Source organism: Flavobacterium sp. (assembly GCF_043722275.1).
Lineage (GTDB): Bacteria > Bacteroidota > Bacteroidia > Flavobacteriales > Flavobacteriaceae > Flavobacterium.
In genome coordinates, this window is record NZ_JAYSPC010000111.1 from 1 (window position 1) to 14,158 (window position 14,158).

A 14,158-nucleotide genomic window follows, 5' to 3' on the forward strand; every position below is an offset into this window, starting at 1 on the left:
GGCACGGATTGCAAATCCGCGCTATCGTATGTTTGTAGTGTTTTTTTTGTATTATGTGGAGATTTTTAGGAATATAAAAGATTATTTAATGGTGGCACGCCCTACTAACAAAATTTAAGCAACGTAAATTTAATTACAACTATGACATTTTTCTCCAAAAATTTAATACTCCATTGAGTTCAGAATGTTCTAAGTTAAAACTTTCGGGTATTTCTTCCCAAGTGCTCCAATAGGTAACAAGTCTGGTATATTTTGGCGTTTTATTGAGCTGTTCTCTCACGTAATTAGAATAAGATAAAAATAAGTCATTATTAGGAATTACAATTTTATCAATAGGACAGGAAGTATCTACATTTTCGAAAAAAGAATTGTAAAAGTAAAATGCATCATAATCCGAAAAAGAAATATCGGTGATATTAGAATGAATAAATTCAACGTTCTCGACATTGTGCTTCTCTGCTATTTTTTTTGATAGTTTTATAAGTGATCCTCTTTGTTCGACTCCGTAAAAAAAGCCTTTGGTTGAAGCTGCTCCTACTAAACAAAACTTGCCAACTCCGGCACCAATGTCTAATACTTTTTTGTTTGGTTTGTCAACCAGATAATCTGCTGCAATTTTTGCAATTGCAACCGGTGTCCGATGACGTTCCGCGAGTCTTCTAATTCTTGTAGAGTACAACTTATTAAAAGCACTATCTTCTATGTCTATATTTTGTTTTAAGTTTTTAAAAATCATTTTATAAATTGCTTGTATTCTGGATTGGGATAAAAAACATAATTATGTTCTTAACTGTAATCCTTACCAATTATTGCAGGGTAAAATTTTACTATTACAGTATTTTCCTGCAATATAGTCTTAGTTGCACTACTTTTACAATTTTAAAGGAATAATTTAATTTTTACTTATACGCAATAGAAGCGTCGTTCTTTAAGATGATCTAAATAAATCCAAAATTTTAAATTCCAAATTCCAATCTAAATGTGAATTGGAATTTGGAATTTAAAATTTAGAATTTGATTTGATATTGTTATTGCAATTGATTTTCTTCTTCAAATAACAATTTGATATTTTCGTAAGAGTTTTTTAAGGCTTCTTTAATTTCTTCAGGATTTAACCAGGCAACTTTTTCAATTCCTTCTTCGATTTGTCCTTGTGGCGTTCCTTCAAAATCTGATTGCATTTCGAACCAATGCGTGACTTTGAGTTTGTATTTTCCGTTGCGTTTGAAAACGTGGTAGGTTTTTTCGAGTTTATTTGTGATTCGGAGTTGGCCTACGCCGGTTTCCTCTTCGACTTCGCGCATTGCGGTGTCTTCAATTTCTTCTCCTTTTTCTATTCCGCCCTTTGGTAAGTCCCATTTTCCGTTTCGGAAAATAAATAAAACTTCGCCTTTTTTATTGTAAACAAGACCTCCACCCGCTTTATTAACGGGAATTTTAGCCTTTAAGGTCTTCATAATTTCCTTTTCGTCAGGATGATACAAATAAGCCTTTTGAATTTTATTTTGAAACATTTTGACGATAAGATGCTCGATATCAATACTCTCTAACAAGAATAATTGAAAATCGGTCTCTTTTGAGATTTCATTTGTCAAAAAAAGTGGTTTGTCGTTCACAAAAACTTTATACATTTGTACTATGATTTTTAATAAAGATACTGCCGAAAAAACAGCCGAATTGCTTTTGCAAATAAATGCAATTAAATTGAATCCCGAAAATCCTTTTACATGGGCTTCTGGTTGGAAATCTCCTATTTATTGTGATAATAGGTTAATTCTTTCATTTCCGAGCATCCGAAACTATGTTCGTGATGAATTTGCGAAAAATATTGAAAAACAATTTGGAAAACCAGATGTTATTGCCGGTGTTGCCACTGGAGCCATTGGAATAGGAATTCTTGTTGCCGAAAGCCTTGGATTACCGTTTGTATATGTGCGTCCGGAAGCGAAAAAACACGGAAGACAAAATCAGGTTGAAGGTTTTTTACAAAAAGGTCAAAACGTGGTTGTTGTTGAAGATTTAATTAGCACAGGAAACAGCAGTTTGATGGCTGTGGAGGCTTTACGTAACGAAGGCGCGAACATTAAAGGAATGGCTGCGATTTTTACGTACGGTTTTAATGTTGCCGAAGAGAACTTTAAAAACGCAAATATCGATTTGTACACGTTAAGTAATTACGAAAATTTACTGGACTTAGCAGTTCAGAAACAATATATTACCGAAGACCAACAATCGACTTTACTGGAATGGAACGAAAGTCCATCGACTTGGGGACAGGAAGAGGAATAATTTTAGATTAATTAGAAGCAAGATACTAGAAGCAAGACTTTTGAATTTGAATTCAATTAATATTAGCTTTGCGAACTTAGCGTTTAGTAAAGTTTACAATTTCAAAAAAACTTGCATCCTTTGTGGTAAAAAAAATAATTTAGATTTTCAGATGGTAAATTCTATATTAGTCAGAATTTTATAATTAAATTCATTAAAGACAAAGCTTTGCGAACTCTGCGTTTATACTAGGTTTACAATATCAAAAAAAACCTTGCGCCCTTTGCGGTTAAAAATAATTTTAGATTTACTTTTATTAAACAAAAAATAAAAAAATAAAATATGAACTTAGAAAGTCCAAAAGTTACTGTTCAGAAATCAGCTCAAGATTTATTTGATTTATTGACTGATGTTCGAAATTACGAAAAATTAATGCCGGATAATATCGCCAAATTCGAAGTTACTGGCGAAGATTCTTTTATTTTTGGATTAAAAGGTATGCCGGAAATAAAACTTAAAATGAAGGATAAAGTTGCGCCAAACAAAATTGTTTTGGGCGCTGCAAGTGATAAACTTCCGTTTACTTTGGTTTCGAATATAGAAAGTATTTCTGGTGCTGAAAGTGCTGTTCAACTTCAATTTGAAGGTGAATTTAATGCAATGATGGCAATGATGATAAAAGGACCAATTAGTAAATTCATTGAAACACTGGCAACTAATATGACGAAGCTTTAATTATCAATTGTGAATTGTTAATTGTTAATTCTCTACTTATTATAAAATTTTAAGCCTGATCTTATATGATTGGGCTTTTTTATTTGCCACAGATTAAAAGGATTAAAATGATTTCTTATAAAAAATTACCCACTAATTTAACGGATTAAACGGGTTTTACACTGATTCATTTTTTAGCTAAAGGAAAATTATAAAGCAAAAAAACTTAGAATCTTAGCAACTCAGAACCTTAGAAACTTAGTACAACATCTGAATTTCCTTAATCTCAAATTCTGAAACTGAATCGTCTTCAAGTAAAATTTGTATTTGTCCGATGGAAGAAACACCTTGGATTATTCCCATAAAATTTTGTCCTGAAAGATTTTTAAACGGCATTGGAACGCCTTTTTTAAATAGGGAATTGAAATATTCTTTCCATAAATCAGCCGAATTGGTTTCCCAGGATTTTATCTTTTGCTGTATTTTTTCGATTATCAAAAGTACTAAAGCATTTTTGTCGAATTCGGTTTTACAAATCACTGCCAATGATGAAGCATGAGGCAAATGTTCAAAATTAGTTTGATTGACATTTAGTCCTATCCCAACAACTGACACAATCCTGCCATCACTTTTTATGGTGTTTTCGATAAGTATGCCACCAATCTTTTTGTTGTATGACATAATGTCGTTTGGCCATTTTATACATAAATCAGGAATATTCAATGTTTTTAGGGCATCGATTACGCTTAATGAAACTATAACACTAAGGTTAAAAACCTGCTCATTATCAAAAAGAAAATCCTTCACCAAAACACTCATAGTTAAGTTTTTACCTGATTCTGATTGCCATATCGCCCCCATTTGTCCTTTACCTTTTGTCTGATTTTCAGCAGTTACTGTGGTAAAATTATCCAGTTCATCTTTGCTTGCCAATGATTTAAGGAAATCATTTGTTGAATCTATGGCATCGAGTTTGATTACTTTCATTAAAGGAATTTAATTAACTTAATTTAATATTTTGTTAAGGTTCAAAAATAATCACAAAATTTGGTAACTTTACAAAATCATATAAAATAATTCATGGCGAAAAAGACGATTAATAATGATGTTCTATTGGCGAACATAATCAAAGGGATTGAAGAAGTAAAAGGAAATGATATCAGTATTCTTGACTTAAGAGATATAGATACGGCTGTTTGTGACTATTTTGTCATTTGCAACGGAAATTCAAATACCCAAGTTAACGCCATTGTAAGCTCAATACAAAAAACAGTATCTAAAGACTTAAAAGATAAACCGTGGCACGTAGAAGGAACCGATAATGCTGAATGGGTTCTTATGGATTATGTGCACATTGTTGTACATGTCTTCCAGAAACACATTCGTGAATATTATAATATCGAAAGCCTTTGGGGTGACGCCAAAATAACTACAATCGAAAACAAATACTAAAAGAAACTTTCTCTAATGGCTAAAGATAATAATCCAAATCCGAGTAAATTTAAAATAAGTCCTTGGTTAATATATACCGCAATACTTCTGGTTTTTTTATTTATAAGTTTTGCAACCGGAGGATCTAACTTAAGCGAACCAGCTCAATTAACTTCTTCTAAATTCAATGTTTTATTAGAAAAAGGTCAAATTGAAAAAGTTATTGTTTACAATAAAGCTGAAGCTGAGGTTTATTTAAATGCTGCTGCTCTTAAAGATGCAGCTAATAAAAAAGTAGCTAAAGATATTTTTGACAGACCTAATAAAGGTCCGCACTATACTTTAGAAATTGGTAACGATCAAATTTTTCAGACTAAATTAGAAAAAGCAGTTGGCGAAGGCAAACTGAAAGATTTTAATTTCTTGCAAAAAAATAATTGGAGCGATATCCTTATCAGCTTACTTCCTATTATCATCATTATTGGTGTATGGATTTTTATTATGCGTAAAATGTCAGGTGGCGCTGGTGGCGGTGGCGGACAAATTTTTAACATTGGAAAATCGAAAGCTAAATTGTTTGATGAAAAAACTGACATCAAAACAACTTTTAAAGATGTTGCCGGTTTAGAAGGTGCTAAAGAAGAAATACAAGAAATTGTAGAGTTCCTTAAAAACCCCGAAAAATATACTAATCTGGGAGGTAAAATTCCTAAAGGAGCCCTACTTGTAGGACCTCCGGGAACTGGTAAAACCTTACTTGCAAAAGCAGTTGCGGGAGAAGCTCAGGTACCTTTCTTCTCGCTATCAGGTTCTGATTTCGTAGAGATGTTTGTAGGTGTTGGTGCTTCACGTGTTCGTGACTTATTTAAACAAGCAAAAGAAAAATCTCCTGCTATCATATTCATCGATGAAATTGATGCTGTTGGTAGAGCAAGAGGAAAAAGCAATATGTCAGGCGGAAATGATGAAAGAGAAAATACTTTGAACCAATTACTGACAGAAATGGACGGTTTTGGTACAAACTCTAACGTAATTGTTCTGGCTGCAACAAACAGAGCTGATGTTCTTGACAAAGCATTAATGCGTGCAGGTCGTTTTGACAGACAAATTTTTGTTGACTTACCGGACATTCGCGAAAGAGCTGAAATTTTTAAAGTTCACTTAGCTCCTATCAAAAAAGTTGAAGGTCTTGATCTTGATTTCTTAGCAAAACAAACTCCGGGATTCTCCGGTGCTGATATTGCAAATGTTTGTAACGAAGCTGCATTAATTGCCGCCCGTAACAACAAAACTGCAGTTGACAGACAAGATTTCCTTGACGCCGTTGACAGAATCATAGGTGGGCTTGAAAAGAAAAACAAAATCATTACTCCAGAAGAGAAAAGAGCAATTGCAATTCACGAAGCTGGTCACGCTACTGTAAGCTGGATGCTTGAGCACGCTGCACCACTTATTAAGGTAACTATTGTGCCTCGTGGACAAAGTTTAGGAGCTGCATGGTACCTACCGGAAGAAAGACAAATCGTAAGAACTGACCAAATGTTAGACGAAATGTGTGCAACTATGGGCGGAAGAGCTGCTGAAAAGGTAACTTTTGACAGAATTTCGACTGGTGCATTAAGCGATTTAGAAAAAGTTACACGTCAGGCTCGTGCTATGGTAACGATTTATGGTTTGAATGATAAAATAGGAAATGTTACTTATTATGACTCAACTGGTCAAAGTGAATACAATTTCTCAAAACCATATTCTGACGAAACTGCAAAAGTTATTGATAAAGAAATTTCAGAATTAATTGAAGGTCAATACCAAAGAGCGATTCATATTCTTGAAGAAAACAAAGACAAGCTAAATCAATTAGCTGACATATTAATTGAAAAAGAGGTTATTTTTAAAGATGACTTAGAAACAATTTTCGGAAAACGTACTTTTGATAAAAATTTAGAAGAAGTGGTTTCGTAAATATTCAATAAATATGTAATATTTTTTAAAATCTTAATTCAAAATAGCCTTTTGAATTAAGATTTTTTTATCTTTGAACGTTTTCAATTAACATGTAAAGTTTTTCATATAAAATGAATTTTTTCAAAAAAATATTTGGTTCCAGCGACAGCTCTTCTGATGAAGAAAATGAAAGCGAGTATGGAGGAAATCATTCTCCGGACAGTCATTTATCTATAGATGAAAGATTCATTTTTAATTTTAAGAAAAATGGTGGTAAATTTTTGTACTGTGAAAACAAACAAGAAGTTGCTGAACAGTTTGAAAATATTTTAGAAGAAAATGACTGGTTCGAAAATGAAGTTTTATGCTACGAACCGGCACTTTTTAATTTACTGGAAGAAAACAAGTTAATTTATATTTCTCCCAGAAATCCTAAATTCTTACTAGCAACCTGTGAAAATTTAATCGCCGATGAAGGTTCTATCTTATTTTCATCAAAACAAATCAGACAAGACAAACCAAACGAATTACCTGCAAATATTGTAATTATTGCAACTACAAGTCAGCTGCAATTAATTAAAAGTGATGGGTTAAGCGCCATCAAGAGAAAATACGAAAGGGACTACCCTACTAATATTACTACCATAAAATATTTCGAAAAAGCAAAAGAAGAAGATTTTACTCAATACGGAAGTGTTGCCAAGAATTTGTATTTATTGCTCTTAGAAGATCTTTAAGATGAACGAAACACTTAAGAGAGCCATTTCTGGTGCTGTCTACATCGCTTTACTACTGACTTCAATTTTGTTTTCTACCGAAAGCTTTATTCTCCTTTTTGGCATTTTTCTAATTATTGCAACCTATGAATTTTGCAACTTAGTAAAGCTTAATAAAGTCATTTCTATTTTATTTGTTTCCGTTTTTTATTCTACCGTATCTTTAATTAGCTTTTATAGAGTTCAAACTGAAAATTATATTAGTAAAATCCTAAAAGAGAACATTATAATTACAGTCGATACAGATAAATTATTTTTTATATTACTTATAATCACTTTAATTATAGCAATAAAATGTATTGTCTTTTTATTTGATGATACGCAAATCATAAGTAAAGTATCCAAAATTACTTACTTAATTGGATACATCATGTTACCATTCCTTTTTATCGTTAAAATTTCTTTTGGAATAAAAGATTATAACCCAAAAATTATCATTGGATTATTTATTTTAATCTGGACAAATGATACTTTTGCTTATTTAGTTGGGAAATCTATTGGAAAACATAAGCTTTTTGAACGTATTTCTCCTAAAAAAACAATTGAAGGATTTCTTGGCGGAGTAGTTTTTGCAGCTTTGTCAGGATTTTTAATTTCAAAATTCTACATTCAGCCAAATCCTGAATTTAGCAGTAAATCAATCTTAATTTGGACAATAATTGCTTTGATTGTAAGCATTTTTGGAACTATTGGAGATTTAATTGAATCTAAGTTTAAAAGAGTTGCGGGAGTAAAAGACAGTGGCGCAATAATGCCTGGCCACGGAGGCGTACTAGATCGATTAGATAGTGTTATATTTGTAGCACCAATTATATTTTTATTTTATCAAATTTTATATTATGTTTCATAAAGAAGGAGGCCCATCCATTTTATTAGGTACTGTATTTGCAGTAGCTGTACTTTTAATTGCTGACAAATTCATTGATATTACATGGCTTAGAATGCTTGTGCAAATTGCCGGTGTAGTAATTTTGATTATTATTTTACAATTCTTTAGAAATCCTAAAAGAATTGCAATCAGAAGTATTGATCAGATTCTTGCTCCTGTTGATGGAAAAGTCGTGGTTATTGAAGAAGTTTACGAAGGTGAATTTTTTAAAGATAAACGTTTACAGGTTTCTATCTTTATGTCACCAATAAACGTTCATGTAACACGTTATGCTATGGACGGAATTATAAAATTTAGTAAATACCATCCGGGGAAATTTTTAGTTGCGTGGCATCCAAAAGCAAGTGAAGAAAACGAAAGAACTACTGTAGTAATCGAAAATGATAGTTTTGGACAAATATTATACAGACAAATTGCCGGTGCTTTAGCCCGCAGAATTGTAAATTATGCTCAGGAAGGAATGCAAGTCGTTCAGGGTACAGATGCAGGTTTTATAAAATTTGGTTCAAGAGTAGATTTATTTTTACCTTTAGGTACTCCTATTAATGTGGTATTAAACCAAAAAGCAATTGGTGGAAAAACCATTATTGCTACAAAAGCTTAATGATCGAAAAAGATTTAGATACTCGTTTTTTAGAGGCTGTAGATGTTGCTTTAAAAATGACTCAGGCCTCACTGCCGCAAGATGTGCAGCTAAGACTTTATGCGTATTACAAACAGGCAACCTTTGGAACTGCGGTTTATAATCAATCTGAGAATTTTGATTTAAGAGATGCTTTCAAAACAAACGCATGGATGCAAATTAGCCATATATCGATAGATGAGGCTAAGGAAAATTATATTGAAATCATTAATTCGTTAAAATAACTAATATTATGAAGAAAAACATTGTTCGTTTCAGCATTTTAGCTTCATTTTTTCTATTATTTTCTTGTAATGATAACAAGCTAACCGAAGTTGTAGAAGTCCCTTTACCAACTAAAGAGGAAAAAATAACCATCGGATCACCAAACGATGTAAAAGCAGATCCGGGTTCTTTTGAGATGACAAAATTACCTTTTGCATATGATGGTTTAGCTCCCGCAATAAGAACGCTTACTTTAGAAACGCATTATTCTAAACACTATTTAACGTACACAAATAATTTTAATAAAGAGATTGTAAATACCGAATTTGAGAATTCACCTATTGAAGATATTCTTAAAAAAATGGATCTCAGCAATGCTAAACTTCGTCAAAATGCCGGTGGTTATTATAATCATACTTTGTATTTCAATATTTTGACACCTAAGGAGACAACTCCAAAAGATACTTTGGCTGGGGCTATAAATAAAGAATTTGGTTCTTTTGCCAATCTTACAAATCAGTTTAAAGGTCAGGCGACAAAACAATTTGGTTCTGGCTGGGTTTGGTTAGTTGTAGACAGATATGGAAAACTGCAAGTTACCACAACAGATAACCAGGATAATCCATTAATGAAAAACGCTTTGATTCCCGGAACACCAATTATGGGAATCGATTTATGGGAACACGCCTATTATCTCGATTACCAAAACAGAAAAGGAAGTTATATAGATGCTTTTTATGAACACGTTAATTGGGAAAAAGTAAACGAAAATTATATAGAGGCATTAAAGAAAGTCAAAAAAGTATATTAAAAAAAAGCTGATACAATAAAGTATCAGCTTTTTTTTGCACTATAATTTTAGAAAATAGTCTATTATAAAGTAATATAAGTATGACAAAAATCAGCTATTCGCAATGCACAAATTAGTACCTTTAGCAACAATATAATATACTCTTATAATACAAATTTGATATTTTTAGAAGATGATAATCAATATTATATACCTGAACGATAACTATATTGGTTAGAGAAGCTTTATAAAAATGTCTTGAAAATTAAAATTACCTTCATTTTTTGTATTGTCCTTGTTTTTTTTTCGTGTGACAATAAAGAAAAAGAAACTTTTGATAATACTGCATCGAATCAGTTTATTAAAGATTCGTTTCCAGAAAATCAAAACCCGAAATCAATATTAGATTCTTCTAAAACAATTAATGTCCAATATTCGTCAGAACAATTAGATAATACAAAAGGTTTATCAAGCAGTTCTGTAAATGCTATTTTTCTGGATTCTGAAAATCTGCTTTGGATAGGAACCTGGGACGGTTTAAACAGATATGACGGAAACAACTTCAAGATTTTCAGACCTGAATTAAACAATCCAAACAGTTTAAGCCATCAGGTTATTTTAAAAATAGACGAAGATAACCAAGGACAAATCTGGATTTTAACCATACACGGAATTAACCGATACAATAAAAAAACAGATACATTTCGGCCTTATTATTTCAATAGAAAAAAGAAACCACCATTATCTGAATCTGAATTTAATATGGCACTCAATGCTTCTAAAAAAGTTTTTTGTGCAGTAAAAGATTGGGGAATTGGTTATTTTGATGGTAATAATTTTAAAATATTAGAGACCGAAAATATTCCAAAAAGGGCTGTCCGAAAAATGGAATTCACTTTAGGTGGAGAATTATTAATCTTATTTGAAGATAATCAACTCTATTCGTTATCCTTCAAAAAAGAAAAAGATGGTATAGAAAGTATTTCAAAAACCGAATTAATTTCGAATAATATTAAAACATTCGGAATACTTTCAAAACAAAAAATCTGTACAATATCAACAAACGGAAATGCTGTTTTGTATTCCTTAGTAAATAAAAAAAACGCTGTTTTACTTCAAAAAAACATAGAAAACATTTTGGGATCTATTCCCGAAGGACTTCTTGTTTCAGGCAGATCAGGTCATTTTATTATCGATAAAACAGGAAATATAAGTAATAGATATTGGCTGAAATATTTGAATAATCAGAAAATAACAACCTTAATTCAAGGAAACGAAAATGTGCTTTGGGCGGGAACTGATGGAGACGGAATTATTAAAATGCATCCTGTTAAGAAACCGTTTAATCTTATTTCTAAAGTTCAAATTCCAGAATTAGATGGCGGAATTATCAGAACATTTTTAGAAATTGAAGGAAAATCGTTTTGGTTTGGTACAAAAGGAAAAGGATTATTTCAACTCCCTGCTGATTTCTATCTCAATCCTGAAAAACCTTTACGATATAAAAATTTCAATGAAGGAAACAGTTCCATCAACAATGCCGTATTTTCTTTGTGTAAAGGGCAAGATGATTTAATTTTTATTGGAACTGATGGCGAAGGAATCACCGTTTTTGATTTAAAAAATTCAAAATTAATTTCTTGGGCCGAAATTACAGGCAATAAAGATTGCGATTATTTCAAATCTATTTATTCTATTTATCAGGATCAGGACGGATTTATTTGGTTGGGAACAAACGCATACGGAATGATCCGGTGCAAAATTGAACGTTCTGGGAATAAGTTAAAAGTGACTGGATTTAAAAAATATCTGGCAGATAATAACAATAAAAATGCCTTAAGCAGTAATATCGTTTTTTCGATTATTCCGAAAAATGAAAACCAACTTTGGATAGGAACCCGATTGGGCGGATTAAATTTATTTGATAAAAAAACAGAACATTTTACCATTTATAAAAAGGTGGATAATGATCCGGATAGTTTGTCGAATAACGATATTCTCTGCTTGCAGACTGATGCAAAAAATAAGCTCTGGATTGGGACAAGTTTTGGTTTAAATGTATTAGAAAATCTAAAAAGTGACGGAAAAGCAACATTTAAAAACTTTACTTTAAAAGATGGACTTCCTAATAATACAATCCACGGAATAGTGCCGGACAAAAAAAATAACCTTTGGTTAAGTACAAATTTTGGTCTTTCTAATTTTAATTCTGATAAAATAAAATTTACCAATTATACTAAAAATGAAGGTCTTCAGAATAACGAATTTGCTGATGGTGCTTTTTATAAAGATAATAATTCCGGTTTTATTTTTATGGGAGGAATAAAAGGTTTTAACTACTTTTTACCTCAAAAAATAAAAGAATCGTCACAAATTCCAGATCTTTTTATTGATAAAATTAGCGGACAAAATCAAGTTGCTCCTTATTATCAGGGATTAGTAATTTCGCCCAATTCTGATACATATCCTTCAATTGTATTAAAACACGATCAAAACTTTTTTGATATTGAATTAACAGCGCTAACGTATGTAAATACCGAGAAATGCCAATATGCGTATCAATTACTGAATTTTGATAAAGGCTGGAATACAATTAATAACCGGAAAATTATTTCGTTCACCAATGTCCCAAAAGGCAATTATTCTTTATTAATAAAATGGTCTAATAGTGACGGTGTCTGGAGCAGGCCGGTTCATGCTATAGATATTAAAATAAAACCGATATTCTGGCAATCAAATCTTGCTTTTGCAATCTATATATCACTCTTTATCTTGCTTATTCTATTTGTTTTAAGTTATTATAAAAAGCGTCATTCATTAAATCAAAACATTATTTTCAGGAAGAGAGAAAAAGAATTACACGAAAACCGTCTTACTTTTTTTACTGAAATTGCGCATGAGTTTCAAACGCCATTAACCCTAATTGTCGCACCAATCCAGAAACTCTCAGAAGTAACAAATCTAGGCGAAAGAAATCAGCGGTTTGTACAAATGGTACAGCGTAATTCTTCACGACTATTATTTTTAACGCAGCAATTACTTGAATTTAGAAAAGCTGAATACGATGCTCTTGAAGTCAGTGTAAAAGAGTTTGATTTAGTAAATCTAATAGAACAAATTGCCGAATTATTTGATGAATTGGCATTAGACAAAAACATCAATTATAAACTGATTTTACCGCCAACATTATTAGGATGGTTTGATAAGGATAAAATCGAAAAAATAGTATTTAATCTAATGTCAAATGCGTTTAAATACACTCCGTTAAACGGAAAAATCGATATAGAATTTAAAATTCACGATAATAATCAAAAATTAAATATCACGATTACAAATACAGGAAAAGGAATCCCAAAAGAGGAATTAGATTTTGTATTCGAGCAGTTTTTCTTGTCTAATTCTACTAGAGTTTCTGATAATAATATGTTTCGAACAGGAATTGGTTTAGCCTATATTAAAAAATTAGTTAACGTATTAAGAGGTGAAATTCAAGTTTCAAGTATAATTGATCAGCAAACAACTTTTACAATTCTATTGCCATGTAATGAGGAAAATTTCACTGAAAAAGAACTGGATTCGGCCGTAAGTACCATCCTGATTTCGGATCATTTAAAAAATATTCTCGAAGAAATTCCAGGAAAAACAGATGAAACTCCTAATAAAATTTTGTCATTAGAAGATCTTGAAGATCATCGAAAAGTAATATTAATAGTAGAAGATGAAAAAGATATTCATGTTTTACTTAATGAATTGCTAAACGAAAAATACAGGCTTATTATAGCTCATAATGGTCTAGAAGCTATTACTAGTATTGAAAATGAAATTCCGGATATCATTATCAGCGATGTCATGATGCCTTTTATGGATGGTGTAGAACTTTGCAAAAAGATCAAAAATGATCTTAAAACATGCCACATTCCGTTTATTATGCTTACCGCAAAAGATTCTGTTTTACATAGAATTGAAGGTCTGGAAAGTGGTGCTAATTCGTATATTCCAAAACCATTTTATCCTGATCATTTATTAATCAGAATACAAAAACTGCTTGAAGAAAAAGAATTAATATCGAAACACTTTACCCAGGATACGCTGATTGAAAACCTTTCAGTACTTTCTATCGATAGTGATGAAAAAGATTTCATAAAAAAAATAATCGAACTTATTCGCCATAATATAGACAATGAAAACCTGCAAAGTTTATTTATCGAAAAAGAATTAGGAATCAGCAATTCGCAATTGTATCGAAAGATCAAACAGATTTTTGATCTTTCTCCAGGTGATTTAATCAGAACCATCAGATTAAAATATGCCGCAGAACTCTTGCGCAAAAATGTATTAACCGTATCTGAGGTTTGCTACAGATCCGGGTTTAATAACCGCTCCTATTTTTACCGTGAGTTCAAAAAAATATACAATACCACTCCTAAAAACTATCAGCTTAAATACAAATCACAGCGCTAGAATAATTTAACTCACTAAATACCAATACGATAAATACA

Annotated in this window: 13 protein-coding genes; 10 read left to right on the top strand and 3 right to left on the bottom strand. The window is 31.5% G+C overall.

Annotated features, from left to right (window positions below; all coding sequences use genetic code 11):
• Positions 1–139: 139 nt before the first annotated feature.
• Together ACHZDT_RS14135 and ACHZDT_RS14140 are read right to left on the bottom strand one after the other, a co-directional pair.
• Positions 140–736: a methyltransferase domain-containing protein gene (locus ACHZDT_RS14135; RefSeq protein ID WP_394775268.1), complete on the bottom strand. Its 597-nt coding sequence runs from the start codon at positions 734–736 to the stop codon at positions 140–142.
• 292 nt (positions 737–1,028) lie between these two features.
• Positions 1,029–1,631 (bottom strand): NUDIX hydrolase, encoded by a 603-nt coding sequence (locus ACHZDT_RS14140; RefSeq protein ID WP_394775269.1) that lies wholly within the window; start codon positions 1,629–1,631, stop codon positions 1,029–1,031.
• Positions 1,632–1,638: 7 nt separating this feature from the next.
• Here ACHZDT_RS14140 and pyrE point away from each other — a divergent pair, with 7 nt between their 5' ends.
• Positions 1,639–2,289 (top strand): orotate phosphoribosyltransferase, encoded by a 651-nt coding sequence (pyrE, locus tag ACHZDT_RS14145; protein WP_394775270.1) that lies wholly within the window; start codon positions 1,639–1,641, stop codon positions 2,287–2,289.
• A gap of 321 nt (positions 2,290–2,610) precedes the next feature.
• Positions 2,611–3,003 (top strand): SRPBCC family protein, encoded by a 393-nt coding sequence (locus ACHZDT_RS14150; protein WP_394775271.1) that lies wholly within the window; start codon positions 2,611–2,613, stop codon positions 3,001–3,003.
• A 237-nt stretch (positions 3,004–3,240) separates the two neighbouring features.
• On the opposite strand, the gene ACHZDT_RS14155 is transcribed toward ACHZDT_RS14150, so the two are convergent.
• On the bottom strand, positions 3,241–3,969 hold the full coding sequence (locus ACHZDT_RS14155) for a biotin--[acetyl-CoA-carboxylase] ligase (protein ID WP_394775272.1): 729 nt from the start codon (positions 3,967–3,969) through the stop codon (positions 3,241–3,243).
• Positions 3,970–4,062: 93 nt separating this feature from the next.
• Here ACHZDT_RS14155 and rsfS point away from each other — a divergent pair, with 93 nt between their 5' ends.
• From rsfS to ACHZDT_RS14195, 8 genes are all read left to right on the top strand, one after another.
• Positions 4,063–4,434 carry a ribosome silencing factor gene (gene rsfS / locus ACHZDT_RS14160; RefSeq protein ID WP_213306667.1) on the top strand — a complete coding sequence of 124 codons (372 nt, stop codon included), beginning with the start codon at positions 4,063–4,065 and terminating at the stop codon, positions 4,432–4,434.
• A gap of 15 nt (positions 4,435–4,449) precedes the next feature.
• On the top strand, positions 4,450–6,375 hold the full coding sequence (gene ftsH, locus ACHZDT_RS14165) for an ATP-dependent zinc metalloprotease FtsH (protein WP_394775273.1): 1,926 nt from the start codon (positions 4,450–4,452) through the stop codon (positions 6,373–6,375).
• A 113-nt stretch (positions 6,376–6,488) separates the two neighbouring features.
• The gene (locus tag ACHZDT_RS14170; protein ID WP_394775274.1) at positions 6,489–7,094 is read left to right on the top strand and encodes a lactate utilization protein B/C; all 606 of its coding nucleotides are present in this window, start codon (positions 6,489–6,491) and stop codon (positions 7,092–7,094) included.
• A 1-nt stretch (position 7,095) separates the two neighbouring features.
• Positions 7,096–7,983, top strand: coding sequence for a phosphatidate cytidylyltransferase (locus ACHZDT_RS14175; RefSeq protein ID WP_394775275.1), 888 nt, complete (start codon positions 7,096–7,098; stop codon positions 7,981–7,983).
• Positions 7,973–8,626 (top strand): phosphatidylserine decarboxylase family protein, encoded by a 654-nt coding sequence (locus tag ACHZDT_RS14180; RefSeq protein ID WP_394775276.1) that lies wholly within the window; start codon positions 7,973–7,975, stop codon positions 8,624–8,626. The genes ACHZDT_RS14175 and ACHZDT_RS14180 overlap by 11 nt, the downstream gene beginning before the upstream one ends.
• Positions 8,626–8,889 (top strand): acyl-CoA-binding protein, encoded by a 264-nt coding sequence (locus ACHZDT_RS14185; protein WP_394775277.1) that lies wholly within the window; start codon positions 8,626–8,628, stop codon positions 8,887–8,889. The genes ACHZDT_RS14180 and ACHZDT_RS14185 overlap by 1 nt, the downstream gene beginning before the upstream one ends.
• An 8-nt stretch (positions 8,890–8,897) precedes the next feature.
• Positions 8,898–9,680: a superoxide dismutase gene (locus ACHZDT_RS14190; protein WP_394775278.1), complete on the top strand. Its 783-nt coding sequence runs from the start codon at positions 8,898–8,900 to the stop codon at positions 9,678–9,680.
• Between the two features lie 237 nt (positions 9,681–9,917).
• The gene (locus ACHZDT_RS14195; protein ID WP_394775279.1) at positions 9,918–14,120 is read left to right on the top strand and encodes a two-component regulator propeller domain-containing protein; all 4,203 of its coding nucleotides are present in this window, start codon (positions 9,918–9,920) and stop codon (positions 14,118–14,120) included.
• Positions 14,121–14,158 lie beyond the last annotated feature (38 nt).